Raw genomic sequence first — 24,697 nt, forward strand, 5'->3', positions numbered from 1 at the left:
TCACGTAAATTGCGGCACGTGGCAGGTGATCCGGCTTTCTTCGTCCCAGAAGACGTAAAGCATGCCACCGCTGCCCCAGAAGAAGCCGGCCAGTGAATCGAACTGCAGAAGAAATTGCATCTTTCGATTTGTTCCGGGAACAAGCGGAAACTCAGGCCCCTGAACCCAGGACGGCAGGCCGCCAAGCCGGAAGAGATTTTGCCGCGAATTGCTTATCCCCCATGACTGCCTGAGCCAGCGCGAGGGTGTGGGCGCAAGACGGACGATGCTCTCCTTTGTGGCCGGCTCGGTTGGCACATCAATGTCGGAATGGAACGGCGCTATCTGTGTCGGCACTCCGGCGGCGTCATGGGAATAGTAGGTTGGTTCAAGAGAACCCTCGCACGTCTCGATGCGGAGCCGAGGAAGCGATGGCATTATGTCAACGCCGGAGTCGTCCAAGGTAACGAGATGGACCAGTCTGCTGCCGCAACCCGTGCATATTGCCCTCCCCTCACCGCCAATCGTGAATGGTCGCCCTGCGGTCGCCAGATGCCAGGTGGGATGATTGCGGTGCGTCGGAAAGGACAGGTCGCTTGGCGTGCCCCCTTCAAAGACAAGATGGTGACAGGCCGGCGGCGAGCGCGGATCGGCATGCGTCAGCCAATCCGTGAAATCGGGAATGTCGCTTAAGGTGCTGTCCGGAAACAGTTCCGGCGCCTGCAGGGCCACGTGAGCCAGTAGATCCTCGATGTCGTTTCCGCGTTTGACTTCCCCTTGTAGGAAAAATGCCAACCGGGCCAGATCTGCATCGTCGAGAAACGACACCACGTCGTCGATCAGAGTGGTCTGGTGAACGCCGGCTTTGACGGCTGCCTTTGTCAGCGCCAAAAGGAACTCGGACCCGCCCTTCAGATGCTTGGCGACGATCGCCGTGCAATCTTCATAGCGTGCCTGCAAAGTCAGGCGCGGCGTCATCGACAGGAGCCGAACGACGGTTTCAATTTCCAGCGTTTCTAAATCGGTCATCGCACTATTGTTACGAGCGAGCGCCCGGCAATCAAATCATTCTTGGCGGCTCTCCACCATAGGCCCAATCAAGCAGCTTGATCGTGTGCACCACCGGCAGCTTTGCGGCCGACGCGATCTGGGTGATGCAGCCGATGTTGCCGGTGGCGACGATCTCGGCGCCGGTCGCCTCGATGTTTTTCACCTTGCGGTCCCGTAGTTTTGCCGAGATCTCCGGCTGCAGGATGTTGTAGGTGCCGGCCGAGCCGCAGCACAGATGCCCCTCGCGCGGCTCGCGCACGACGAAGCCGGCCTTGGCCAGCAGCTCCTTCGGCTGACGGGTGATCTTCTGGCCGTGCTGCATCGAGCAGGCGGAATGATAGGCGACGACCGTGCCGGGCTTGCGCACCGGCTCCGGCAGGTCGAGGCTCGAGAGATATTCGGTGATGTCCTTGGCCAGTGCCGAGACGCGCGCGGCCTTCTCAGCATAGGCCGGATCGAGGCGCAGCATGAAGCCGTAATCCTTGATGGTGGTGCCGCAACCCGACGCGGTGATGACGATGGCGTCGAGCCCGCCCTGGTCGATGGCACGCGTCCAGGCATCGACATTCTGCCGTGCCGAGGCAAGGGCGGCTGCCTCGCGCCCCATATGATGCACCAGCGCACCGCAGCAGGCCTCGCCCTCAGGCACCACGACCTCGACGCCAAGCCGCGTCAGCAGCGCAATCGTCGTCTCGTTGATGGCGGGATCGAGCACCGTTTGGGCGCAGCCGGTGAGGATGGCGACGCGGCCTTTCCTGATCCCCTGTCCGGCATGGATTCCGGGAGAGGCCATTGGCGACGCGGCGGGAATCGAGGCCGGCGCCAGTTTCAGCATCGCAGCGAGTGGTTTCAGGGCCGGCAGCTTTTCGAACAGGCCTATGAACGGCTTGCCCAGTCTCGCCAGTTTCAGCGCGGCACGAAAGCGCGCGGGATAGGGCAGCACGAAGGCCAGCATGGCGCGGGTCAGCCGATCGAGCAGCGGCCGCCTGTAAGTCTCCTCGATGTGAGCGCGGGCATGGTCGACCAGATGCATGTAGTTGACGCCCGACGGGCAGGTGGTCATGCAGGCAAGGCAGGACAGGCAGCGGTCGATATGGGTGACGATCTCCTTGTCGGCGGGGCGGCCGTTCTCCAGCATGTCCTTGATCAGGTAAATGCGCCCGCGTGGTGAATCGAGTTCGTTGCCGAGTGTGACATAGGTCGGGCAGGTGGCGGTGCAGAAGCCGCAATGCACGCATTTGCGCAGGATCTTTTCCGATTCCGCGACGTGGGGATCAGCTAGCTGGGCAAGGGAAAAGTTGGTCTGCATCGCTTTCGTGTCCTAGGCCATGCGGCCGGGATTGAGGATGGCCTCGGGATCGAACTCGGCCTTGAGCCTGGCCGACAGGGCCGCCAGATGCGGCGCCTGCGGCTCGAACACCGGCACGGCGGCGCGATGCGACGGGGCGGCACGCACCAGTGTCGCGTGGCCGCCGCCATGTTTTCTGATCAGCCCGCGCAGCAGGCCGGCCTCGGGGTCGCCCTCCTCCATGCGCAGCCAGACCAGTCCGCCCTGCCAGTCGTAGAAGGCGCTGACGCCGATCTGCATGCGCAATGTCAGCACCATCTGATGGGCCTGGGAGGGTGCCATGGAGACACGCCAGACCGGCTTTTCGCTGCCATCGACGAAGGGCGCGCAATCCCTGATGTCACGCCAGACGGCATGCGAGGCTTCGCCCGCGATCTCCTGCAACGGGCCGGCATTTTTCAAAAGGGTCTTCAGCGCTTCGATGCGATAGGCGACCGACGGACCGAACCCTTCGACACGCAGCAGCGTCGCGGCGTCGGCACCGAGCGCGCCGCCGGCAACGCGCGCAGCGATGCGCTCGGGCAGATGGGCGGCGCTCGACACTTCGGCGCTGGAGCCGAGCGCCAGCGCCATGGCGCTAGCCGCTGCATCGTCGAGCAGGCCGCGGACGGCAAGCGTGACCTCGGTCTCGGCCGCCGGCAGCACCTTGAAGGTGACGTCGGTGAACACGGCGAGCGTGCCCCAGCTGTTGGCCATCAGCTTCGACAAATCGTAGCCAGTGACATTCTTGACGACGCGGCCGCCGGACTTGAAGGCCTCGCCGCGGCCGGCAACGGCGTTGATGCCGAGGATGTGGTCGCGCGCGGCGCCCGCTTTCAGCCGGCGCGGTCCCGACAGGTTCGCGGCAAGCACGCCGCCGATGGTGCCTTTGCCCTGGATACCGCCGAGCAGCGGGCCGTAGTCCATCGGTTCGAACGCAAGCTGCTGGCCGCTTTCGGCGAGCAGCTTTTCGATCTCGGCAAGCGGCGTGCCGGCCTTTGCCGACAGCACCAGTTCGGCCGGCTCGTAAAGCGTCACGCCGGTGAGTTTCGAAAGGTCGAGTGTGTGCTCGCTCTGCTGCTGCGGCCGGCCAATGCCACGCTTGGAGCCGTGACCGATGGTTTCCAGCGGCGTCACCTCCGCCGCCGCCCATTGCACGGTGGCGAGAACTTCGGCCGATGTGGTGGGCGTGAAAGTGGTCAAAGCCTGTGTTCCCGCAGTTTTTCGAGCACCGCCTCGCCTCTTGGCGACAGACGGTAGCCGACCTCAAGACTCTCGGTCAGGCCGAGTTCCTTGAGCTTGCGAACGTCCTGTTTGAATTTCAGCGTCTCGACGCCGGCATTGGCAGCCAGGGTCGCCGCCCGCACTTCCGGATGCGCGGCGATTGCCTGCAGGATCGACGGGAAATAGCCGGGCGCCGTTTTGTCCCAGCGCGCGAAGCGCGTGGTCAGCGCATGCCAGTCCGCATCGGACAGCAGCACCTCGTCGCGCAGAGCGACGCGCTCGTCGGCTTCGATGCCGTTGAGCTCGATGCGGTAGACCGGGGTGCCGTCATCCGGGCCAAGCATCTGCCGGAGGGCCGCAAGCGTGGCGAAGCCCGCGGAGATCGCATCCTTCTCGATCAGTTCGGTCATCTCCACGATGGTAATGCCACCGATCCGCACCACGCCCAATGCCGTCCTCACCCGCCCGCCGGCCTTGACCGTCGGCCGCTTCCAGCGGCGGAAGGCGAGCGTCACCTTATGGCGCGCGATCTTGTCCAGCGAGGCTTGCTTGAACAACACGTCAGGCCTCGACAGAACTTGGGTTCCTCGCCCCCGCAAGGCGGGGGACGGAGAGGGGGCCATCATAGAGCGCTATCTCCCGTCTTCCTGGCAAAAACGAACCTGAGGTCCGCAGCAACTATGTCTTCAGCAATCCGCCCTTCCAGCACCGCAAGGATCGTTGCGCAAACACTCCTCGTGTTCTTCAGCCCATCATGATTCCAGAAACGCAGAACGGAGAAACCTTGGTCTCGCATGAATTCATCGCGTCGCCTGTCGTAACTGCTTTCAGCGTGCTGGCTGCCGTCCAACTCCACAATCAGCTTTTGGCTTCGACAAGCAAAATCCGCGAAATACGGACCGATGGGCATCTGGCGCACGAACTTGTATCCACCCAGTCTCTTGGCTTTCAGCTCGTTCCAGAGGGCGGCCTCGGCCTGATTATCGCCTTGGCGAAGTTCGCGTGCACGGGCGATCTTTTCAGGCGAGCGGCGGCTCGGCGCATCGGGCGTCCCCCTCTCCGTCTCGGGCTTCGCCCGAGCCACCTCTCCCCCGCTTTGCGGGGGCGAGGAACCCAAGTTTTGAGAGGCCCCCATCAAAACCTCGGAATATCCGGAAAGGCCACCTGCCCACGGTGCACATGCATGCGCCCTAGCTCGGCGCAGCGGCGCAGTTGCGGAAACACCTTTCCCGGGTTGAGCAGGTGGTTTGGGTCGAAGGCGCATTTGACGCGCATTTGCTGGTCGAGGTCGATCTGGTTGAACATTTCCGGCATCAGGTCGCGCTTCTCGACGCCGACGCCGTGCTCGCCGGTCAGGACGCCGCCGACCTTGACGCAGAGCCGCAAGATGTCGGCGCCAAAGCTTTCCGCCTTGTCGAGTTCGCCCGGCACATTCGCGTCGTAGAGGATCAGCGGGTGCAGATTGCCGTCGCCGGCATGGAAGACATTGGCGACGCCGAGCCCGTATTTCTCTGACAGTTCGCGCATGCCGGCGAGCACCTTCGGCAGTTCCTTGCGCGGGATGGTGCCGTCCATGCAGTAATAGTCGGGCGAGATGCGGCCGACCGCGGGGAAGGCCGCCTTGCGGCCGGCCCAGAAACTCAGCCGCTCCTGTTCGGATTGCGAGATGCGGCAGGTGGTCGAGCCGTTCCTGTAGGCGATCGCCTCAACCAGGCCGATCAAATGATCGACCTCGACGCCAGGCCCGTCGAGTTCGACGATCAGCAGCGCCTCGACATCCAAGGGGTATCCGGCATGGACGAAATCTTCCGCCGCATGGATCGCCGGGCGGTCCATCATCTCCATGCCGCCCGGAATGATGCCGGCGCCGATGATGTCGGCGACGCACTGGCCGCCCTGCTCGCTGGTCGGAAAACCGATCAGCAGCGCGCGCGCTGTCTCCGGCTTCTTCAGGATACGCACGGTGACCTCGGTGACGACGCCAAGCAGGCCTTCCGACCCGGTCATGACGCCGAGCAGGTCGTAGCCTTCACTGTCGAGATGATTGCCGCCGAGCCGCACCACCTCACCATTCATCAGCACCATTTCGATGCCCAGCACATTGTTGGCGGTCAGGCCGTATTTCAGGCAGTGCACGCCGCCCGAATTTTCCGCGACATTGCCGCCGATCGAGCAGGCGATCTGGGAGGACGGATCAGGGGCGTAATAGAAGCCCTCCTGCTCGACGGCGGTGGTGATGCCGAGATTGGTGACGCCCGGCTGGGCGACAACAACGCGGTCGGGATAGTCGATGGCGAGGATGCGGTTGAAGCGGCTCATGACCAACAGCACGGCATCTTCGAGCGGCAGCGCGCCGCCGGAGAGCGAGGTGCCGGAGCCGCGCGGCACGACGCGGATGTTGCGGTCGTTGCAATATTTCAGGATGCGCGACACCTGCGCCACCGTTTCCGGCAACACCACGACCAGCGGCAACTGCCGATAGGCGGTGAGGCCGTCGCTTTCGAAGGCACGCATTTCGTTGGTGGCGTCGACAACCCCCTCGCCCGGCACGATGATGCGCATGTCGGCAACAATCTCGCCGCGCCGGCGCATCGTGGCGTCGTCTGGCTTGGGCATGGCAAGGCCGGACATCGGCAGCGTCCTCTGCTTGACTGGTAAAAATCTTTTACCAGCGGAGCGAAGCTGTTGCAAACACTGCTTTGGTCGGGGCTGCGAAGAAGGGGCTTCCGCAGCGGCAATCTGCCGCTGGCGCTCTTGACCCTCCCCCTTGTGGGGAGGGTCGCGAACGCAGTGAGCGGGTGGGGGTCGGCGCGACGAAAGTGCTCTACGAGCACCCCCACCCCGTCTCACGATCTTCGCTTCGCTGCGATCATGAGCCGACCCTCCCCACAAGGGGGAGGGTAAAGTGCGCGCCTACTCGCCGGGATGTTTCGTCGGCTCTGAATGCATGCGCCTCACCCGCCGCACGCCCCACCAGACCAGCAGGATGGCGACCGGCACCGCAGCGGCGGTGACGACCTCAGGCGCAAAGGCATGGCCGAAGATCGAGGCGCCCTTGGCAAGATAGGAGATCAGGCCGACGACATAGTAGGAGACGGCCGCCACCGAGAGACCCTCGACCGTCTGCTGCAGGCGCAGTTGCAGGCGGGCGCGATTGTTCATCGAGGCCAGCAAATCGCGGTTCTGCTTTTCGACTTCGACATCCACCCAGGTGCGCAGCAGCGTGGTGGCGCGGGTCAGTTTGCGCGACAGGTTGGCCTGGCGCTCCTCGACCGAACGGCAGGTGCGCATGGCGGGTGCGACGCGCCGCTGCAGGAAGCCACCCCAGGTGTCGTAGCCGGGCACCGCCTCCTCCTCCAGCGCTTCCAGCCGCTCGACGACGATGCCGTCATAGGCGCGGCTGGCGCCGAAGCGATAGAGGCTGGAAGCGGCATCGGCTTCCAGTTCCGCGGCAAGCTCGGTCAGGTCGGCGAGCAGCGTCTGGCTGTCGCGGGTTTCAGTGACCTTCATTTCCAGTGTGGTCTGCGCCAGCCGATCCTCAATGCGGCGGGCGCGGCCCGACAGCGTCAGCGCCAGCGGCAGGCCGAGCATGGCAAGTGTGCGGTAGGTCTCGATGTCGATCAGCCGCTGCGACAGCGCGCCGGTCCTCGCCGGCGTCAGGCCGCGGTCGAGCACCAGGATGCGCGTCATGCCGTCGCCATCCTGGCGAAAATCGGTGATGATGGCCGCATTGCCGCGCTCGACCAGCGAATAGCACAGGCTCGTCGGGTCAAAGGCCGCGATCAGCTTCTCGCTCGCCTGCGTCCATTTGCGGATTTCGAGCCGGATGCCGGAGATGACGGTTCCCGGCGGCGAAAAGCCGTTGCCAAAGGGCGAGTCTTCCTGCGCCCTGCTGTTTTCGGCAAGCGGTCCTTCCCACAGATAGGTCGAAAATTCGGTGTGCCGCTCCCAACGCAGCGTGCCCTTGCCCCATTTCATGGCGTGGTGGCGGGCATGGCGGTCGGGCGCCGCGATGCCGAGGCGCCGCGACAGTTCGGAGAGCACGGCCATGTCGACGCCGGAGCCGCCTTCGGTCATGAAGGCAAGCTGGACAAGCATGCGCGGCTTGTCGATCAGCGGATGCGGCCGGGCGTGGACCTCGCCAAGCGCGCCGGGCCGTCCCTCATGCGCGGGAAAGCCCATCACGCTGCCTTGGGCGCGCGGCTGGAATTCGAGATTGGACGTCTCGTCCGACACGGCTGGTCCCCCTGTTCTCGACCCTTCGTGTTGTCGCGTCGTCTTGGGACATCGGAAGAGGCGCGTAAACAGCAAAGTTTAGCCGAAGCGATTTCGCCGGCACGGCACGGAAAGCGACCGGGCCTAGCGAATTGGATAAATAATTTGACCAGTTGGCGACACTGGCCTTAGTTTGCTCGATACCAGCAGGATTTCCCAGGCGCCCCCGTTGAGCGATATTTTTTCCAGGATCGAGCATTCGCGCACCGCCGACGAGGTGGTGCAGCAGATCGAAAGTCTGATCCTCGAAGGCGTGCTGCGCACCGGCGACCGGCTGCCGGGCGAACGCGAACTGGCGCGCCAGTTCGACGTGTCGCGGCCGATCCTGCGCGACGCGCTGAAGGCGCTGGAAGGGCGCGGACTTTTGACCACCAAGGCCGGCGGCGGCACCCATGTCGCCGATGTCATCGGCCAGCTTTTCACCAAGCCGGTGACCGACCTCATCTCCATGCACCGCAAGGCGGTGACCGACTATCTGGAATACCGCCGCGAGATCGAGGGCGTCGCGGCCGAATATGCAGCGCGGCGTGCGACAGTGGACGACATTGCGCTGCTCGACCGCATCATGGCGCGCATGGACGAGGCGCACCGCACCGGCGATTTCGACGACGAGGCGGAGATCGACGTCGAATTCCATCATGCGGTCTGCGAATGCGCGCACAACATCATTCTGTTGCACACGTTGCGCTCTTGCTACCGGCTGCTGTCGGAAGGCGTTTTCCAGAACCGGCTGCTGGTGTTCACCGTGCCCGGCGCGCGCGAGGCGCTGCTGGCCCAGCACCGTGCGATCTACAAAGCGGTGAAGGCCGGCGACCCGGCTGCCGCCCGCCAGGCGGCGATGGACCACATCTCCTATGTCGAGCGCTCGATGCTCGAGGCCGAGCGCAGCGGCGACTGGCAGCGCGTGTCGCGGCTCAGGCTCAAGCAACGCTCCGACGCCGGCGACGGCATGAAGACAACAGGTTAGGGACTACTATGAGCGACATCCTCACCATTGCAGACCTCAAGGATCTGGCGCGCCGGCGGGTGCCGAAAATGTTCTTCGACTATGCCGATTCCGGCGCCTGGACGGAAAGCACCTACCGCGCCAACGAAGAAGACTTTCACAAGATAAAATTCCGCCAACGCGTGCTGGTCGACATGAGCAACCGCTCGCTGGAATCGACCATGATCGGCCAGACAGTGGCGATGCCGGTGGCACTGGCGCCGACGGGGCTGACCGGCATGCAACATGCCGATGGCGAGATGCTGGCGGCGCAGGCGGCGGAAGAATTCGGCGTGCCGTTCACGCTGTCGACGATGAGCATCTGCTCGATCGAGGATGTCGCCTCGGTGACCAAAAAGCCGTTCTGGTTCCAGCTCTATGTGCTGCGCGACAAGGATTTCGTGCTCAACCTGATCGACCGGGCGAAGGCGGCGAAATGCTCGGCGCTGGTGCTGACGCTCGACCTGCAGATCCTGGGACAGCGCCACAAGGATATCCGCAACGGTCTGTCGGCGCCGCCCAAGATGACGCTCGCCAACATTGCCAACATCGCCATGCGGCCGCGCTGGCTGATGGGCATTGCCGGCACCAAACGACGCACCTTCCGCAACATTGTCGGCCATGCCAAGGGCGTCGGAGACGTCTCCTCGCTGGGCTCGTGGACGAACGAACAGTTCGACCCGCAGCTGTCGTGGAAGGACGTCGCCTGGATCAAGGAGCGCTGGGGCGGCAAGCTGATCCTGAAAGGCATTCTCGACAAGGAGGATGCGCTGATGGCAGTCAAGACCGGCGCTGACGCCATCGTCGTTTCCAACCATGGCGGTCGCCAGCTCGACGGGGCGTCGTCGTCGATCATGGCGCTGGAAGAAATCGCCGATGCCGTCGGCGACGAGATCGAGGTGCATATGGATGGCGGCATCCGTTCGGGCCAGGACGTGCTGAAGGCGCTGTGCCTCGGCGCCAAGGGGACCTATATCGGCCGGCCGTTCCTCTACGGGCTCGGCGCCATGGGCAAGGAAGGGGTCACCCTGGCACTGGAGATCATCCGCAAGGAGATGGACATCACGCTGGCGCTGTGCGGCAAACGCCTGGTAACCGACATGGGCAAGGATCAGTTGCGGCGCTAGGACCTTGTTCACCGATTGGCCCTAGCCTCGCTGGGATCACGGAGACGGCGCCAGCCTTGACCGAGACCGGCATCCATTATCTCGACGCACGCGCGCCGGACGGCATGCGCCTTTATGCGATCGGCGACGTGCATGGCCGGCACGACCTGCTCGCCGCCATGCACCGCCGGATCGAGAGTGAGCTCGAATATAAGCCGACCGCCGACTGGCGCGTCATCCACCTCGGCGACTATGTCGACCGCGGCCTCGAGTCCAAAGGCGTCCTCGATTTCCTGATCGCGGCGCAAAAACGCGATCCACGGCATCTGATGCTCGCCGGCAACCACGATATCGGCTTCCTCGATTTTCTCGACGAACCCGACCCGGACGGGCTGTTCATGCGCTATGGCGGCGTGCAGACGGCACGATCCTATGGCGTCGACCTGATTGGAGATATCAGCTGGTTCGGCAAGGCAGAAACGGTGCGGCGGGGACACGCCGCGCTGGTCAAGGCCGTGCCGCAGGCCCATCTCGACTTCCTGCGGTCGCTGACGTTTTCAATAAGCTTCGGTGATTTCTTCTTCTGCCATGCCGGCATCAGGCCGGATGTGCCGCTGGAGAGCCAGAACCCGCAGGATCTGATCTGGATACGCGACGTCTTCCACAACCATCCGGGGCTTTACCCGAAGGTGATCGTGCACGGCCACACCCCCGTGCCAGAGGCCGAGGCGATGCCCAACCGCGTCAATGTCGACACGCTCGCCTGGCAGTCGGGCATGCTCAGCGCGCTCGCCGTAGACGGCGCGGACAAGCGTATCCTGACTGTGGAAGGAAAGGCGTTTTAGCGAAGCGCGGCGGTGACGCCGTAGCCGTCGACGGCCTGATGGTTGTTGGCTGCATCGGCGGAATAAATGCCGAGACCGCACAGCACGATGGCAGAGAGCATGACAAAGGACAGAAGCGCTGCTTTCACGGACGTCATCTCTAGTTGAACTTCCTGCATCTGGGCACGAGGCGGTTACCAATGCGTTGAAACGGAGAATTCGTCTCAAAGTTTCGACGATTTCGCGCTTGTAGGTCGATTCTGTATCGGCGGTGTGTCGCGCGGAGCACACAGAAGGTTCATCGCGGTTGCATTGCCGATGCAGAGCGCGCGCCTTGTAGGATAGCGTTCGGCCACAAACCAAGGATGAAAGAGGTTGTCCCCGGCGGATTCCCCGCCGCGTGCCAATTATGCAACGGCCGCGCCCGCTGGGCTCAGATCGTCGCCACCCAGGCGCGGGCAATGGTGAGGCCGGCGGCATCGGCGTCCGCTCCGTTGCGAGCCATTTCGCCATCGAGCCGGTCGTGCCAGTCGGGATGGCGCTCCGCAATGAGCGGTGCGAAGGATGTGCTCCAGTCCTTCACCATCGGCCGGTCGGCTTCGAAGTGGAACTGGAAGCCGTAGACAGCGCGGCCGATGCGAAACGCCTGGTTCTCGGCAATTTCGCTGCCGGCAAGCCGCACCGCATTTGCAGGCAGCGCGAAGGTGTCGTCGTGCCATTCGAAGATGGGGAAATCCTGGGGGAGCGCACCAAGCACCGGATCGGCCTTGGCCTCCGGCGTCAGCGACACTTTGTGCCAGCCGAATTCCGTGGCACCGCCGACCTGGTTCTTACCGCCGAAAGTCCGGGCAACCAGTTGGCCGCCGAGGCAGATGCCGAGCACGGAGCGATCTTTTTGCGCGAAATCGCGGGTCAATTCCAGCAAAGCGGGAAAATAGGGATAGTCATCGTCGGCCAGCGCGTTCTGACCGCCGCCGAGCACCACCATGGCATCGTGTCCGGTCGCGTCGTCAGGCAGGGGATCGCCCTTGTAGGGCCGGCGCAGGTCGAGGTCGGCGCCGGCTTCGGCTAGTGCCGCGCCGACCTGGCCGAGACCGGTATTGTCGTAGTTCTGGACTACCAGCACCCGCATCGAAAAACCCTGCTGACATGAAATGACGCGACGAGCGATATCATGTCGTCAGCATCGCAGCCAAGATACGCGTTCCAGGAGAGAGCTATGCCACTGCAAAACCGGGTCGATCCGTTCGGCGCCATCCATGCGGTATCAGAGCGCGGCCTGTTTACCGGCAATCGCGGCATTATCCACGACCCGCGGACCAAGACGCTCCTTAAGAAGCGCTGGGCTTTGCCGGCCTGGATCATCTGCGTCTGCAAGTTCCGCAGTGTGCGCCGCGAGCCGATGGGGCGAAACAGGCCGGGAGGCAAGGCCGGCTGGACGGAGCTGTTTTTCCTCGACGAGGTGACGGCGCTGGCGGCCGGGCACCGTCCCTGTTTCTACTGCCGGCGTGAGCGCGCCACGGATTTTGTCGGCCGTTTCGGCAAAGCCTTCGGCGTAACCGAGCCGCGCGCGCCGATGGTCGACAAGCGCCTGCACAAGGAGCGGCTGGCTTCAGGCGGGCAACCGCTGCCTATTGCCGTAGGGGAGCTTGCCGGATTGCCCGACGGGGCAATGATCACCGATGGCGGCACCGCCTATGCGCTGCGCGGCGGCAAGGCACTGCCCTGGTCGTTCGCCGGTTATGGCAATGCGGCGGCATTGGAGAGCCTTGCCGACCGATCACTGCGCCTGCTCACGCCGGCCACAACCATTTCGGTGCTGCGGCAGGGCTTTGAACCGGTGTGGCACCCTTCGGCCGAGGCTTGACGTCGGGAGCCGCCTCGCCCATTCCTCGGCGATGCGCGCCAATTACAAGATGCAACGGCTTTTCGTGCCGGACGATCTCGGAGCCGACATCGAATTCGATGCCGGCCAGCAGCAGAGCCATTATCTCATGCATGTGCTGCGGCTCGGCGAAGGCGCTGAAATCCTTGTCTTCAACGGCCGCGACGGCGAGTGGTCGGCGGCGATCGCCGCCAAGTCGAAGAAGGCGGTGCGGCTGAAAGTGCTGGCCTTGCAACGGCGGCAGCCGCCGCTGCCCGACCTCGTCTACTGCTTCGCGCCGCTAAAGCAGGGGCGCCTCGACTATCTCGTGCAGAAGGCGGTCGAGATGGGCGCCGGCATACTGCAGCCAGTGATCACCCAGCACACGCAAGTGGCAAAGCCGTCCATCGACCGGCTGCGCGCCAATGTCGTCGAAGCAGCCGAACAATGCGGCATCCTGGCTGTGCCAGAAGTGCGCGAGGCCGAAAAGTTCGAGCGCCTGCTCTCCGGCTGGGATAAGGAACGGCGGCTGATCTTCTGCGACGAGGACGCCTCGACCAACAATCCTTTGCCGGCGCTGCAGGGGTTGAAGGAGAAGAGACTGGCGCTGCTGGTCGGACCGGAAGGCGGCTTTTCCGATGAGGAGCGCAGGATGCTGCGAGCGCTCCCCTTCGTCACCGCCATTCCGCTCGGGCCGCGCATTCTGCGCGCCGACACGGCGGCGGTCGCCGCGTTTGCCGTGATGCAAGCAACCATCGGAGACTGGTGAGACGTCGGCTATTGCAAGAGACGGGCGGGGCGGTAACGTTCAATTCCTGTTGACCTGTGGCTCAGGATTTTTTGCTTGATCGACTACTGACATTTCGTCCATCTAGCGCCGGCGGTCTTTCGAGAACCGCAGAGGGGGCCCCAAATGGCGCGCGACACTACCGATTTCCGGCCGATCGAAGGCATCGACGAACTCGTCGAGCATCTGGCTGAAGGCAACAAGCCGCGCGACAAGTGGCGTATCGGCACCGAGCACGAGAAGTTCCCCTTCTATGTCGATGGCAACGCGCCGGTGCCCTATGGCGGCGAGCGCGGCATCCGCGCCATCCTCGAAGGCATGCAGCACAAGCTCGGCTGGGATCCGATCATCGACGACGGCCGCATCATCGGCCTGGTCGAGCCGACCGGCCAGGGCGCCATCTCGCTGGAACCGGGCGGCCAGTTCGAGCTCTCCGGCGCGCCGCTGGAGTCGATCCACCAGACCTGCCGCGAGGGCAATGCGCATCTGGCGCAGGTGCGCGAGATCGCCGAGCCGATGGGCATCCGCTTCCTCGGCCTCGGCGGCAGCCCGAAATGGTCGCTGGCCGAGACGCCGAAAATGCCGAAATCGCGCTACGAGATCATGACCCGCTACATGCCCAAGGTCGGCACCAAGGGTCTCGACATGATGTATCGCACCTGCACCATCCAGGTGAACCTCGACTTCGAAAGCGAAGCCGACATGCGCCGCAAGATGCAGGTGTCGCTGAAGCTGCAGCCGCTGTCGACGGCGCTGTTTGCCAACTCGCCCTTCACCGACAGCCGGCCGAATGGGCTGCAGAGCTGGCGCGGCGACATCTGGCGCGACACCGACAACCAGCGTTCGGGCCTGCTCGAATTCTGCTTCTCGCCCGAATTCGGCTTTGCCGACTATGTCGAATGGGCGCTCGACGTGCCGATGTATTTCGTCATCCGCGACGGCCACTATCACGACATGACGCACATCACCTTCCGCCAGTTCATGGCCGGTGCTGCCCGCAATGAGGTGCCGGACGGGCTGCCGACGATGGGCGACTGGGCGAACCATCTGTCGACGCTGTTTCCGGATGTGCGGCTGAAGCGCTTCCTTGAAATGCGCGGCGCCGATGGCGGACCGTGGCGGCGCATCTGCGCGCTGCCGGCCTTCTGGGTCGGACTGCTTTACGATGAGGCCGCTCTCGACGCCGCCGAGGCGCTGACCGCGAGCTGGACCTATGAAGAGACGCTGGCGATGCGCAATGCAGTGCCGGAACAAGGCATTTCGGCGCCCTTCCGCAACACGACGCTGCGCGACATCGCCCGCGACGTGCTGGTCATTTCGCGCATGGGCCTGAAGAACCGCGGCAAGAAAAACCGCGACGGCTATGACGAGACCTCGTTCCTCAATACGCTCGACGAAGTCGTGGCGCGGGGCACCACCAGCGCCGAGGAAATGCTGTCGGCCTACCACACGCGCTGGGGTGGTTCGATCGAGCCGGTGTTCATGGAATATGCGTATTAACGGCGCGGCTTGAGCAGCGGCAAAAGCCGCTTCAATCGAACATCGAAACGAACTAGGCTCTCCCTCGAGGATTTCCCGGAGGAGAACCCTATGCCTACCTTGTTCGACATATTGGCGCAGGCCCAGAACGGCAACGGCATGCAGGCGCTTGCCCAGCAATACGGGCTTTCGATGCAGCAGACGCAGGCTGCGGTTGCTGCATTGCTGCCGGCCTTTTCGCAAGGGTTGCAGCGCAACACGGCCGACCCCTACGGGCTCGGCGCCTTCATGACGGCGATGGCAAGTGGCCAGCACGCCAAATATTTCGAGGACGCGACCAGGGCTTTCTCGCCGCAAGGCGTCAATGAGGGCAATGACATTCTGGGGCATCTGTTCGGCTCCAAGGAGCTATCGCGCGCCGTGGCCAGCCAGGCGGCGCAGGCGACCGGCGTCAGCCAGCAGATCCTGCAGCAGATGCTGCCGGCCATCGCCTCGATGGTGATGGGCGGACTGTTCAAGCAAACTACAAACCAGATGCAGGCCGCCGGTGGCTTCGGCGGCAGCAACAATCCGCTCGGCGACATCATCGGAGAGATGATGCGGCAGGCCGGCGGCGGCGCACAGCCGGCGCCGCAGCAGACACCCAACCCTTATGGCGAGAACCCGCTCGGCAAGGTGCTGCAGGACATGTTCGGCGGCGGCGCGCAACAGCCGCAAAACCAGCCGCAGCAGGCGCCCAACCCCTATGGCGACAATCCACTCGGCAAGGTGCTGCAAGACATGTTCGGCGGCGGCGCAGCGCAACAGCCGAAGGGTCGGGCGCAGCCGCAACAGTCGCAGAGCCCTTACGGCGACAACCCGCTGGGCAAGATTTTCGAAGAGATGCTGCGGCAAGGTGGTGGCGGCGGCTTCGGCTTGCCCGGTGGCCAGCCGGCGCCACAGCAGCCGCAAGCACCTCAGCCGCGGCAGCCGCCGCAACAGCGCCAGGCGCCGCAACCGCAGACCAATCCGAGCGGCAGGCCACGCAACCCGTTCGACGATATTTTCGGCAAGATGTTCGAGACCGGCGCCCAGCAGCGCGACGAATATCAGAAGGGCGTGGAAACGATCTTCGATCAGTTCAAGCGGGACATGGACCGGCGGTAGTCTGACACTCGCTGCGGCTGGAGAAGGCTGCGTCGAAGGACAATAGACGATGGCAGAGCGCCCGCTATTCTACGTCGATTTCAACGAACTGATGGAAATTGACGTAGTTTTGCTATCGCAAACTGATGTCAAAAAGGATGTGCATGGAACCGACGTGAATTTGGTTGAAGGCCTCCCGATCGCCATCTATTCCGACGATGTTGGGGACAATGGTCAGCCAGATAACTTGGTGGCCGAGGGCATCGTGATCCGGAACAAGTACACCCGCTCCTTTCCACATGTGAGATGGTGCTGCCGGATTGGCGATCCCGGCATCCTGCACCAATCAGATCTTCGCCGCTAGGCTTGAATTAGGTTCGTCAAAGGTGATGACCCTAAAAGAAAAGCCCGGTCCTGGAGGAGGACCGGGCCAATGTGCAGGCTGGCCGGCGGGGACCCGGCAGGGAGTGGGGACGCCTGCGATACTTCTTTTTTGTCGCCGCGAGCCGCAGAATGGTTCACGGCGACCGAAACAAAGCGCCTGATATCACGCTACCTTACGGGCGAGATCTTCGATCGTGTCGGCTCGATCGCTGGCGATCGCACGCAGCTTCACGGTCGGATCGGCGCCAAACGGCACATCGATAGCGACATGGAGGTCGGCGCGCGTCAGGCCGATATCGGCGAGTTCGGCGTCCGACATCTCGCCAAGGCGATAGAAGGCGCGGCGATTTTTCCAGGCCTGGAAGGCGTTGAGAAGAGCGTTGCCCACGCGCGTCGCAACGGCCGGACGCGAGGTGATGCGCGAGGTCTCGGTGGCGAAATCGATCGTGGTCATGTCAGTCTCCTTCGGAGTCGAGCGGACGAAGCCGGGCAAACGGTGCCTGGGAAGAGCGCCGTTCCGGTCTCGATTCACTTAAAGTGGTGCATGTCGTTGCCCCAAAACCGGGGCCTACTTTTGGGCGACATGCAGTGGCTTCATGTGGATGTCAGGGAATTTGCCACGACGCGATTGATTAATCCAACGAATGTTTCTAATCTTTAGCATCAACGCTAGTGATGGATTGGACCCGATGAAAGCGCCACTCGATCTCGACCAGTTGCAGACCTTCATCTCGATTGCCGATACCGGCAGCTTCACTCGCGCCGCTGAGGAAGTGCTTCGAACCCAGTCGGCGGTGTCGATGCAGATGCGCCGGCTGGAAGAGCGGATCGGCAAGCCGCTGTTCGAAAAGGACGGCCGCACCAACAGGCTGACCGAGGAAGGCGACAAGCTGCTGTCCTATGCGCGGCGCCTGCTCTATCTCAACCGCGAGACGCTGGCCGCCTTCGACGACCGGCGGCTCGAAGGCACTATCCGCATCGGCACGCCCGACGATTATGCCGACCGTTTCCTGCCCGAGATCATGGCGCGCTTCACGCGCTCCAACCCGCGTGTCGAGCTGACGGTCATCTGCGAGCCGACGCCCGGACTGGTCGAGCATATCAAGCGCGGCAATCTCGATTTGGCGCTGGTGACGCACAACGACACGCGCGGCCAGTCGGAAGTGGTGCGGCGTGAATCGCTTCTGTGGGTGACGTCGGCCAACCATGCCACGCACGAACAGGAAGTGCTGCCAATGGCCTTCGGCCGGCCGAACTGCATCTGGCGGCGCGCCGCCGTCGATGTGCTCGACCGGCAGAACCGCGACTATCGCATCCTGTTCACCAGCTTCTCGGCAACCGTCATTACCGCTGCGGTGCTGTCAGGGCTGGCGATCTCGGTGCTGCCGGAATGCGCGCTGCGGCCCGGCATGCGCGTGCTGGGCGAAGCCGACGGCTTCGGCGCCCTGCCCGACTGCCGCATCGGCATCATGCGCGGCCAGACCTCGCGGCCCGAAATCGTCGATGCGCTGGCGCGGCATATCTCCGAAAGCCTCGACAACATTTCCGTGCCGCTCGGCGAAGAGACGGGAAGCTTCGATTTCGCGGCACTTGCCTTCGCCAAGATGAAGCGGAGCAAGCCGAACCAGATTCTGCCGGGCTGGTAGGACGATCAGGCCGACGCGGCCTCCTCTGTCGTTGCGTTGGCCGACGACAGGCCGGGCAACGCCAGCAATTGCGCCGGTTCCAGCGGCGGCGACAGGAGATAACCCTGCAGCTGCTTGCAGCCCATGGCGACCAGCAGCCCCTTCTGCGCTTCGGTCTCGACACCTTCGGCGGTGACCTCGACCTCGAGGGCGCCGGCAAGATCGATCAGCGCCTTGACGATGGCGCCCGAATTGCCGTCGCCATCGAGAAGCCGCACGAAGGAGCGGTCGATCTTGAGCTTGTCGATGGCATGGCGGCGTAGATAGCTCAGCGACGAATAGCCGGTGCCGAAATCATCGAGCACGATGCCGACGCCCGATTGGCGCAGATTGGCGAGCGCCGTTCTGGTCGCGTCGCTGTTTTCCAAAAGCACGTTTTCGGTGATCTCGAGCTGCAGGCGCCCCGGCGCCAGCCCGGTCTCGGCGAGGATCGAGGCAACCTCTTCGGCAAAGCCGGCGTCGCGCAATTGCAGCGGCGACACGTTGACGGCCAGCCAGGGCAATTCGGTGCGGACGGCGAAGCGGCAGGCTTCCAGCAACACCCATTTGCCGAGCTGGCCGATCATGCCGCGTTCTTCGGCGATGGCGATAAACTGCGCCGCCGGCAATGCGCCATGGACATCGTGTGCCCAGCGGATCAGCGCCTCCGCGCCGACAATGGTCCTGCCGTTGCTGGCAAAGACCGGCTGGTAGGCGAGCTTGATGCCGGTGCCGCCGTTCAGCGCGTTGCGCAGCTCGCTCTCGACCTTGCGCTTGCGCAGCAGAAGGTCGTCCATGTCGCCGGCGAAGACCTGGTAACGGCCGCGGCCATTCCTCTTGGCTTCGTAAAGTGCGATGTCGGCCTTGCGCAGCAGGTCGTCGGCATCGGCATCTGGCCCCGTCGACAAGGCAATACCGATGCTGGCGCCGACAAAGACCTGATCGTCGATCAGTTTGAACGGCTCCTGCAATTTTTGCAGCACCCGGTCCGAAATGTCCTCGGCGCTCCTGATGTCGCGGACATCGAGCAGGATCACCGCAAATTCGTCGCCGCCCAGCCTTGCCACCGTGTCGACGTCGCGAACCGTATGCTGCAGCCTGGCGGCGGTCTGGCGAACGAGCTCGTCGCCGGCCGGATGGCCAAGCGTGTCGTTGACATGCTTGAAACGATCGAGGTCGAGGTAAAGCAGCGCCACCTTGCCGGCATCGGTGCCGGAGCTGAGCAAGGCGCGCCGCAGCCGGTCCTCGAACAATGCCCGGTTGGGCAGGCCGGTGAGCATGTCGTGGAAGGCGAGATACTGCGCTTGGTCCTGGCTGGTTTGCAGCGCCCATGATGCACGGCGCAGACGCCGGAGCAGGAAGGCGAGCACGCTTGCCGCGAGCAGCAGGCCGATGATCAAGGCCGGGGCCGCCTTGCGTACCAGCGTCAGGCCTGGGCGCTCCTGGTCCCAGCCGATATAGCCGAGGATGACGCCGCGCGAATCGAGCAGCGGAATGGCGGCAGAGCCGGTCGGCTGCGACAGCGTCAGCAGATGGGCGCCATCCAGCAGGTATTTTTCAGCAATCTTGGCGATAACCGCATCGTTGAGGAACTCGGCCGATACATGCAGATACTCGCTTCCGGGCGCCTGGCTGACGCGATCCGAACTGGGCACTAGGGGCATGATGCTGAGGATTGCAGGCTTGCCACCGAGCGACACCAGATCCTCGGCGACCATCTTCGCCGGCGCCCCGGAAGCATCAGCCTTCGGTGGCCGGCTGATCATGCCGCGCAGTTTTTCGATGGTGGGCTGCATCGCGGGCTCGTCCTCGCCATAGACGGACGGGTCGAGCACCTTGCCCTCCCGCATGGCGTGGACCGGATGGTTCGCGGCGTCGAGTATGTAGACCCGGTTGTGACCGTAGTAGGAGTACATCCAGACGCTGAGATTTTCCTCTATCCAGGTCTGATTGCCGGCCTTGGTATTGATCACGGAATCGTCCCAGACGGTAACGCTTTCCTGCTCGCGCGCGACCGCCGCGATCTGATCCTTCAGCCCATTGGCGAGGAAGATCTTCTGCCGTTCGAGCGAGACATGATCGGCTTGCGCGGTCGCGTATATGCCAAAGCCGACGACCATCGCCAAAGCAAAGGCGGCGAGCATCAGCACGGTCAGCGTGACCTGGTGCGTCAACGGGCTGCTGTTCGGGCGTGCGCTCATGCGTCCTTGGCCATTTGAGTGACCTACACTCAAAACAAATCGGGCTTAAGATCGCGTTATTATATTAGCGACGATGGAGCGCCGCCTTGACGCAGGCCGATAAGCGCTCCCCAATCGAACCATGAGCGACGCAGCATCCGAATCACGCACCAACGCCACCGAATACACGGTGAGCGAGATTTCCGGCGCGCTGAAGCGCACGGTCGAGGATGTCTTCGGCCATGTGCGGGTGCGCGGCGAAATCTCCGGCTATCGCGGGCCGCACTCTTCCGGCCATGCCTATTTCACGCTGAAGGACGACCGCGCGCGGCTCGATGCCGTGGTCTGGAAAGGCACGATGAGCCGGCTGAAATTCCGCCCCGAAGAGGGGATGGAGGTGATCGCCACCGGCAAGCTCACCACCTATCCCGGCAAATCCAACTACCAGATCGTCATCGACAATCTTGAGCCGGCCGGCGCCGGCGCGCTGATGGCGCTTTTGGAAGAGCGCAAGCGTCGGCTGCAGGCCGAAGGGCTGTTCGACGCCGGCCGCAAACGGCGGCTGCCGTTCATGCCGCGCACCATCGGCGTCGTCACCTCGCCGACCGGTTCGGTGATCCGCGACATCATCCACCGCATCAAGGATCGCTTTCCGTTGCATGTGCTGGTCTGGCCGGTGCGCGTTCAGGGCGAGACAGCGGGAGCCGAAGTGACCGCCGCCGTCAACGGCTTCAACGCGCTGGCCTGGGATGGCGCCATCGCCCAGCCCGACCTGCTGATCGTGGCGCGCGGCGGCGGCAGCCTCGAGGATCTCTGGGGGTTCAACGATGAAGGCCTGGCGCGCGCCGTCGCCGCCTCGCGCATCCCGGTGATTTCGGCCGTCGGCCACGAGACCGACTGGACCTTGATCGATCTCGTCGCCGACATGCGGGCGCCGACGCCGACCGGTGCAGCGGAGATCGCGGTGCCGGTGAAAGCCGATCTCGAAGCGACGCTTGCCAGTCTCGGTGCGCGGCTCAAAGCGGCGGTGTTGCGCAATTTCGAACGCAAGCGGCAGGCCTCGCGTGCAGCCGCCCGCGCGCTCCCCTCGCCCGACCAGTTGCTGGCGCTGCCGCGCCGTCGCCTGGACGAGGCGACCAGCCGGCTCGGCCGGGCACTGTCGGTCAGCATCGAGCGCAAGCGGACCAAGCTTCAGGGGCAGCGGCTGACGCCGGCCACGCTGTCACGACGCATCAATGAGGCCCGCACGCTGACCGGCCGCGATCTGGCGCGGGCGCAAGCGGCATTTTTCGGCATCGTGCGCGAGCGCAGAGCGCGCTTTGCCCGCACCGCGACTAGACTGTCGCCGGCGCCGATCGCCAGGCGGCAGAAATTGCAGGCGGATGCGTTGGCGGCACTGACGCGCCGTCAGGATCAGGCAGTGTCGCGACGGCTGGATCGGCTGCGCGGACAATTGACCCAGGCCGACCGCTTGCTCGCAACGCTATCTCACAAGGCGGTGCTGGCGCGTGGCTTCGCGCTGGTCAAGGACGCCGAAGGTGCGGTGATCAAGCTGGCGGCGGATGTTGCGCCGGGCGCATCCTTGCAAATCGAGTTCGCCGACGGTGCCACGGACGCCGTTGCGACCGGCGGGACAGGGCAGCAGGAGGCAGTTGCCAAACCAGCGGCGGTGCCGCCTGCCAGCAAGCCCGGGCCTGCCAAGCCTGCCCCCAGCAAACCCAAAGAACCGGGCAATCAGGGCTCGCTTTTCTAGAGCGGTTCATCGTTTCGAGGAAACGGAAAACCGTCTAACACTTTTCCTGGAATTGCTCTGGAGGACGGCATGAGCGGACACGACCCGCATCTTCAAACGCCGGCCGGCAAGCCGCGCGCCCGCGCGTTCGGCATTGCCTTCGACGGCACGCCGGGCCGCTTCAATGCCATCACCGACGTGGCCGGCGTGAGCGTCGGCTATGCGACGCTGATCTCCGGCGATGGACCGCTCGATGTCGGCACAGGACCGGTGCGCACCGGCGTCACCGCCATCCTGCCGCGGCCGCTGGCTGAGCTCGCCACCCCGGTGTTCGCCGGCGTGTTCAGCCAGAACGGCAATGGCGAGCTGACAGGCTCGCATATCATCGAGGAGGTCGGCGCCTTCAACCTGCCGGTCACCATCACCAACACCCATTCCTGCGGCGTCACCCGCGACGGCACTCTGCGCTGGATGCAACGCGTGCTGCCGGCGGCACTCGACAGCGGCTGGGGGCTGCCGGTGGCGGCGGAAACCTTTGACGGCTTCCTGAACGACATCAACGGTCACCATGTCGGCTTCGAGCATGTCGAAGCCGCGCGCTACGGGGCTGCGGGCGGCGCGATCGAAGAAGGCAGCGTCGGCGGCGGCACCGGCATGATCGCCTTCGGCTTCAAGGCCGGCTCCGGCACGGCCTCGCGCCTCGTCGAATGGCAAGGCGTCAGGCATACGGTCGGCGTGTTCGTGCAGGCGAATTTCGGCAAACGGCGCAATTTCACGTTGCGCGGCGCGCGCGTTGGGCCTGATCTCGTCGAGCCGGCGATCCGCGAAGGCACGCAGCGCGCCGAGAAGGGCTCGATCATTGCCATCGTCGCTACCGATGCGCCCTTCCTGCCGCACCAGATGAAGCGGCTGGCAAGGCGCGTGCCGCTCGGCATCGCCATGACCGGCGGCTTCGGCTACCACAGTTCGGGCGACATTTTTCTCGCCTTCTCGACCGCCAATCCGCATGCCGCACTTGCGCCATCAGGACAAAAGGCAAACGCCGATTTCATCCCGGACGTCGATATCGACCCGTTCTTCGATGCGGTGGTGCAGGGTGTGGAGGAAGCGATCCTCAATGCGATGGTCGCCAATGAGGATATGAGCGGGCGCGACGGCAATTTCGTGCCGGCGCTGCCGAAAGCGTGGCTGAAGGATCGGTTTGGATAGATGGGAGCGCCCGGCTCTGGCGGCCTGGCCTGACATTTATTCGGCAGGCTTGCCCGGATTCGCGTTGCCCTGGTCGGCCTCGGCCGCTTCTTCGAGCCGCGAGGCGATCAGTTCCTGGATGTCGCCGACTTCTTCCTGGATATCCTCCAGCGGGATGCCGACCTCGGCCGCCTTGGCGGCGCATTCCTTGGCGAGGGTCTCGGCCTGCTTCTCGATCTTTACCGGCGAGTGCTGGCAGTGGACCTTTTCACCGATCCACCCGCGCAAAAACTCGATCGCATGTTCACTCATACTGCTTTTCCCTGGCGGCTATGCCGGTTGGTAATCGTAAACGTCCGCACCCGGTAAAGGATGCATGCTGCCATTCGAACCGAGTCGGCTTCGCCGGGCAAGTTGAACTTGTCCGAGGTCCGAGGAGCCGAAGGAAGGGAAGGGTTCAAGGAGCACGTTCTGATTGTTTGATTGAGTGGTACCGTTGGCTGGGATCGAACCAGCGACCTCCGGATCCACAATCCGGCGCTCTAACCATCTGAGCTACAACGGCACGTTCGCCTGAGCCAGATCGTGGTGAAAAATTCATTCTCCGAGATCCGCTCTGTCGTTCGGCGATGCGTCCAATACGGTCTATCAGAGTCTAATTCAAGGCCTTTGATTAGGCAAAGCCCGGTTCCTCTAATGGGCACCGCTTTTCAGCAGGCAAAAGAAAAGGCCGGCGGGAGGAGGTGCCGGCCTTTTCCTGTTACGAGCCAGCGGGAGGAGGTGCTGGCTGGTCACCCCGGGGAGCAGAGGGAGGAGGTTCCACTCGCCGGGTATTCACTGGCAACTCTATCGCACATCTATTTGTCTGACGAAATGCGACGTTTTGATGCATCGTAGAGTTGTGCGTAATTATTAGGCGGCCTTGATGTCCTTCAGGGCCTTCTCGAAAGCGGTCTTGACCGGCTTGGAGACGTCTTCGGCAGCCTTCGAGGCAACGGCCTGGAATTCCTTGGCCTGCTCGACGGTCGACTCGACGCGCTTGCGCAGGAACGCGGTCTGCAGCTCGACGACTTCCGACAGCGACTTGGCGCCGATCAGGGCTTCGAGATGCGAGAAGCCGGCTTCGGCATTGGCGCGCAGGGCCGCGATGGTCTTGAGCGACAGGTCGCTGGAAACGGTCTTGGCGGTCTCGAATGTCGATTCCAGAACTTTCTGGGTCTCTTCGGCGCCGGTCTTCAGCTTGGAGTAAGCTTCCTTCGACTGCTCAACGCCCTTTTCGGCGAAAGCGCGGATCTGGTCGGTCGCCTTGGAGGCGTCGAAGCTCGGGAATTCAACGTTTTCGATGGTCTCAGCGGTCTTGGCCTTGGTCATTTTTCCATCCTTTCGGGGGTAGCGGCTTTGACAAAAAGCCGTCTCGTTCATGTATGATGGCAATATAGCGGTTTTTTTGTGCGATGCAACATGTTTGTTGCAGTGCACCATAAAATTCTTCCGCGACGTTACCCCGGGCGTTTCCCGACGGGC

The 24,697-nt window shown here is 63.7% G+C and carries 24 protein-coding genes and 1 tRNA gene; 11 read left to right on the forward strand and 14 right to left on the reverse strand.

The window, feature by feature from the left end:
* From AC1DZ8_RS00390 to AC1DZ8_RS00420, 7 genes are all read right to left on the reverse strand, one after another.
* Positions 1-1,008: a hypothetical protein gene (locus AC1DZ8_RS00390; protein WP_477309858.1), complete on the reverse strand. Its 1,008-nt coding sequence runs from the start codon at positions 1,006-1,008 to the stop codon at positions 1-3.
* 31 nt (positions 1,009-1,039) lie between these two features.
* A complete protein-coding gene (gene glcF / locus AC1DZ8_RS00395; RefSeq protein WP_477309857.1) occupies positions 1,040-2,338 on the reverse strand; it encodes a glycolate oxidase subunit GlcF in 1,299 nt (432 codons plus the stop codon).
* 12 nt (positions 2,339-2,350) lie between these two features.
* Positions 2,351-3,559, reverse strand: coding sequence for an FAD-binding protein (locus AC1DZ8_RS00400; RefSeq protein WP_477309856.1), 1,209 nt, complete (start codon positions 3,557-3,559; stop codon positions 2,351-2,353).
* Positions 3,556-4,140, reverse strand: a complete 585-nt coding sequence (locus AC1DZ8_RS00405) for an ASCH domain-containing protein (RefSeq protein ID WP_477309855.1) — start codon at positions 4,138-4,140, stop codon at positions 3,556-3,558. Before AC1DZ8_RS00405 ends, AC1DZ8_RS00400 begins: the two co-directional genes overlap by 4 nt.
* Before the next feature lie 62 nt (positions 4,141-4,202).
* On the reverse strand, positions 4,203-4,664 hold the full coding sequence (locus AC1DZ8_RS00410; protein ID WP_477400256.1) for an endonuclease domain-containing protein: 462 nt from the start codon (positions 4,662-4,664) through the stop codon (positions 4,203-4,205).
* 50 nt (positions 4,665-4,714) lie between these two features.
* Positions 4,715-6,211: an FAD-linked oxidase C-terminal domain-containing protein gene (locus AC1DZ8_RS00415; protein WP_477308885.1), complete on the reverse strand. Its 1,497-nt coding sequence runs from the start codon at positions 6,209-6,211 to the stop codon at positions 4,715-4,717.
* Positions 6,212-6,493: 282 nt separating this feature from the next.
* Positions 6,494-7,816, reverse strand: a complete 1,323-nt coding sequence (locus AC1DZ8_RS00420; RefSeq protein ID WP_477308883.1) for a DUF3422 family protein — start codon at positions 7,814-7,816, stop codon at positions 6,494-6,496.
* 208 nt (positions 7,817-8,024) lie between these two features.
* On the opposite strand from AC1DZ8_RS00420, the gene AC1DZ8_RS00425 reads away from it, so the two are divergent.
* Genes AC1DZ8_RS00425 through AC1DZ8_RS00435 form a run of 3 tightly spaced genes read left to right on the forward strand, consistent with a single transcriptional unit; the run spans position 8,025 to position 10,791 of the window.
* Positions 8,025-8,822: an FCD domain-containing protein gene (locus AC1DZ8_RS00425; protein WP_477308881.1), complete on the forward strand. Its 798-nt coding sequence runs from the start codon at positions 8,025-8,027 to the stop codon at positions 8,820-8,822.
* An 8-nt stretch (positions 8,823-8,830) separates the two neighbouring features.
* Positions 8,831-9,967 carry an alpha-hydroxy acid oxidase gene (locus tag AC1DZ8_RS00430; RefSeq protein ID WP_477308879.1) on the forward strand — a complete coding sequence of 379 codons (1,137 nt, stop codon included), beginning with the start codon at positions 8,831-8,833 and terminating at the stop codon, positions 9,965-9,967.
* 56 nt (positions 9,968-10,023) lie between these two features.
* On the forward strand, positions 10,024-10,791 hold the full coding sequence (locus AC1DZ8_RS00435) for a metallophosphoesterase (protein ID WP_477308877.1): 768 nt from the start codon (positions 10,024-10,026) through the stop codon (positions 10,789-10,791).
* Here AC1DZ8_RS00435 and AC1DZ8_RS00440 read toward each other — a convergent pair.
* Both AC1DZ8_RS00440 and AC1DZ8_RS00445 read right to left on the reverse strand, forming a co-directional pair.
* A complete protein-coding gene (locus AC1DZ8_RS00440) occupies positions 10,788-10,928 on the reverse strand; it encodes a hypothetical protein (protein WP_006206855.1) in 141 nt (46 codons plus the stop codon). The two genes, AC1DZ8_RS00435 and AC1DZ8_RS00440, sit on opposite strands and share 4 nt — an antisense overlap.
* Before the next feature lie 275 nt (positions 10,929-11,203).
* On the reverse strand, positions 11,204-11,902 hold the full coding sequence (locus tag AC1DZ8_RS00445) for a type 1 glutamine amidotransferase (protein WP_477308875.1): 699 nt from the start codon (positions 11,900-11,902) through the stop codon (positions 11,204-11,206).
* An 87-nt stretch (positions 11,903-11,989) separates the two neighbouring features.
* Between AC1DZ8_RS00445 and AC1DZ8_RS00450 the strand changes: the two genes are divergently transcribed.
* From AC1DZ8_RS00450 to AC1DZ8_RS00470, 5 genes are all read left to right on the forward strand, one after another.
* On the forward strand, positions 11,990-12,637 hold the full coding sequence (locus AC1DZ8_RS00450; RefSeq protein ID WP_477308873.1) for a hypothetical protein: 648 nt from the start codon (positions 11,990-11,992) through the stop codon (positions 12,635-12,637).
* A gap of 31 nt (positions 12,638-12,668) precedes the next feature.
* Positions 12,669-13,403: a 16S rRNA (uracil(1498)-N(3))-methyltransferase gene (locus AC1DZ8_RS00455; protein WP_477308871.1), complete on the forward strand. Its 735-nt coding sequence runs from the start codon at positions 12,669-12,671 to the stop codon at positions 13,401-13,403.
* Positions 13,404-13,547: 144 nt separating this feature from the next.
* On the forward strand, positions 13,548-14,921 hold the full coding sequence (locus tag AC1DZ8_RS00460) for a glutamate--cysteine ligase (RefSeq protein ID WP_477308869.1): 1,374 nt from the start codon (positions 13,548-13,550) through the stop codon (positions 14,919-14,921).
* Positions 14,922-15,011: 90 nt separating this feature from the next.
* Positions 15,012-16,046: a DUF937 domain-containing protein gene (locus AC1DZ8_RS00465; protein ID WP_477308867.1), complete on the forward strand. Its 1,035-nt coding sequence runs from the start codon at positions 15,012-15,014 to the stop codon at positions 16,044-16,046.
* A gap of 49 nt (positions 16,047-16,095) precedes the next feature.
* Positions 16,096-16,389, forward strand: a complete 294-nt coding sequence (locus tag AC1DZ8_RS00470) for a hypothetical protein (protein ID WP_477308865.1) — start codon at positions 16,096-16,098, stop codon at positions 16,387-16,389.
* A gap of 183 nt (positions 16,390-16,572) precedes the next feature.
* On the opposite strand, the gene AC1DZ8_RS00475 is transcribed toward AC1DZ8_RS00470, so the two are convergent.
* Positions 16,573-16,863, reverse strand: a complete 291-nt coding sequence (locus tag AC1DZ8_RS00475) for a DUF1127 domain-containing protein (protein ID WP_477308863.1) — start codon at positions 16,861-16,863, stop codon at positions 16,573-16,575.
* A gap of 235 nt (positions 16,864-17,098) precedes the next feature.
* On the opposite strand from AC1DZ8_RS00475, the gene AC1DZ8_RS00480 reads away from it, so the two are divergent.
* Positions 17,099-18,055 (forward strand): LysR substrate-binding domain-containing protein, encoded by a 957-nt coding sequence (locus AC1DZ8_RS00480; RefSeq protein WP_477308861.1) that lies wholly within the window; start codon positions 17,099-17,101, stop codon positions 18,053-18,055.
* A 5-nt stretch (positions 18,056-18,060) separates the two neighbouring features.
* Here the strand turns inward: AC1DZ8_RS00480 and AC1DZ8_RS00485 are convergent, their stop codons facing one another.
* Positions 18,061-20,274, reverse strand: coding sequence for a bifunctional diguanylate cyclase/phosphodiesterase (locus AC1DZ8_RS00485; protein WP_477308859.1), 2,214 nt, complete (start codon positions 20,272-20,274; stop codon positions 18,061-18,063).
* A 121-nt stretch (positions 20,275-20,395) separates the two neighbouring features.
* On the opposite strand from AC1DZ8_RS00485, the gene xseA reads away from it, so the two are divergent.
* Positions 20,396-22,006 carry an exodeoxyribonuclease VII large subunit gene (xseA, locus tag AC1DZ8_RS00490; RefSeq protein ID WP_477308857.1) on the forward strand — a complete coding sequence of 537 codons (1,611 nt, stop codon included), beginning with the start codon at positions 20,396-20,398 and terminating at the stop codon, positions 22,004-22,006.
* A 69-nt stretch (positions 22,007-22,075) separates the two neighbouring features.
* Entirely contained in the window at positions 22,076-23,194 is a 1,119-nt protein-coding gene (locus tag AC1DZ8_RS00495) for a DmpA family aminopeptidase (protein ID WP_477308855.1), read from the forward strand.
* Between the two features lie 36 nt (positions 23,195-23,230).
* Here AC1DZ8_RS00495 and AC1DZ8_RS00500 read toward each other — a convergent pair whose 3' ends face one another.
* The 3 genes from AC1DZ8_RS00500 to AC1DZ8_RS00510 form a co-directional block, all read right to left on the reverse strand.
* On the reverse strand, positions 23,231-23,485 hold the full coding sequence (locus tag AC1DZ8_RS00500) for a hypothetical protein (protein WP_477280030.1): 255 nt from the start codon (positions 23,483-23,485) through the stop codon (positions 23,231-23,233).
* A gap of 176 nt (positions 23,486-23,661) precedes the next feature.
* A tRNA-His gene (locus AC1DZ8_RS00505) sits at positions 23,662-23,738 on the reverse strand.
* A 347-nt stretch (positions 23,739-24,085) separates the two neighbouring features.
* Positions 24,086-24,544 carry a phasin gene (locus AC1DZ8_RS00510; RefSeq protein WP_112561969.1) on the reverse strand — a complete coding sequence of 153 codons (459 nt, stop codon included), beginning with the start codon at positions 24,542-24,544 and terminating at the stop codon, positions 24,086-24,088.
* Between the last annotated feature and the right edge of the window lie 153 nt (positions 24,545-24,697).

It is taken from the genome of Mesorhizobium sp. P2_F7 (assembly GCF_056403695.1).

What these genes read in the sequence shown, in the direction of transcription:
- AC1DZ8_RS00510 (WP_112561969.1), bottom strand. Translation starts at nt 24,544, where the DNA reads ATGACCAAGGCCAAGACCGCTGAGACCATCGAAAACGTTGAATTCCCG.
- AC1DZ8_RS00500 (WP_477280030.1), bottom strand. Translation starts at nt 23,485, where the DNA reads ATGAGTGAACATGCGATCGAGTTTTTGCGCGGGTGGATCGGTGAAAAG.
- AC1DZ8_RS00415 (WP_477308885.1), bottom strand. Translation starts at nt 6,211, where the DNA reads ATGTCCGGCCTTGCCATGCCCAAGCCAGACGACGCCACGATGCGCCGG.
- AC1DZ8_RS00430 (WP_477308879.1), top strand. Translation starts at nt 8,831, where the DNA reads ATGAGCGACATCCTCACCATTGCAGACCTCAAGGATCTGGCGCGCCGG.
- AC1DZ8_RS00455 (WP_477308871.1), top strand. Translation starts at nt 12,669, where the DNA reads ATGCGCGCCAATTACAAGATGCAACGGCTTTTCGTGCCGGACGATCTC.
- AC1DZ8_RS00480 (WP_477308861.1), top strand. Translation starts at nt 17,099, where the DNA reads ATGAAAGCGCCACTCGATCTCGACCAGTTGCAGACCTTCATCTCGATT.
- AC1DZ8_RS00445 (WP_477308875.1), bottom strand. Translation starts at nt 11,902, where the DNA reads ATGCGGGTGCTGGTAGTCCAGAACTACGACAATACCGGTCTCGGCCAG.
- AC1DZ8_RS00440 (WP_006206855.1), bottom strand. Translation starts at nt 10,928, where the DNA reads ATGACGTCCGTGAAAGCAGCGCTTCTGTCCTTTGTCATGCTCTCTGCC.
- AC1DZ8_RS00450 (WP_477308873.1), top strand. Translation starts at nt 11,990, where the DNA reads ATGCCACTGCAAAACCGGGTCGATCCGTTCGGCGCCATCCATGCGGTA.
- AC1DZ8_RS00465 (WP_477308867.1), top strand. Translation starts at nt 15,012, where the DNA reads ATGCCTACCTTGTTCGACATATTGGCGCAGGCCCAGAACGGCAACGGC.
- AC1DZ8_RS00390 (WP_477309858.1), bottom strand. Translation starts at nt 1,008, where the DNA reads ATGACCGATTTAGAAACGCTGGAAATTGAAACCGTCGTTCGGCTCCTG.
- xseA (WP_477308857.1), top strand. Translation starts at nt 20,396, where the DNA reads ATGAGCGACGCAGCATCCGAATCACGCACCAACGCCACCGAATACACG.
- AC1DZ8_RS00495 (WP_477308855.1), top strand. Translation starts at nt 22,076, where the DNA reads ATGAGCGGACACGACCCGCATCTTCAAACGCCGGCCGGCAAGCCGCGC.
- AC1DZ8_RS00470 (WP_477308865.1), top strand. Translation starts at nt 16,096, where the DNA reads ATGGCAGAGCGCCCGCTATTCTACGTCGATTTCAACGAACTGATGGAA.
- AC1DZ8_RS00460 (WP_477308869.1), top strand. Translation starts at nt 13,548, where the DNA reads ATGGCGCGCGACACTACCGATTTCCGGCCGATCGAAGGCATCGACGAA.
- AC1DZ8_RS00475 (WP_477308863.1), bottom strand. Translation starts at nt 16,863, where the DNA reads ATGACCACGATCGATTTCGCCACCGAGACCTCGCGCATCACCTCGCGT.
- AC1DZ8_RS00485 (WP_477308859.1), bottom strand. Translation starts at nt 20,274, where the DNA reads ATGAGCGCACGCCCGAACAGCAGCCCGTTGACGCACCAGGTCACGCTG.
- glcF (WP_477309857.1), bottom strand. Translation starts at nt 2,338, where the DNA reads ATGCAGACCAACTTTTCCCTTGCCCAGCTAGCTGATCCCCACGTCGCG.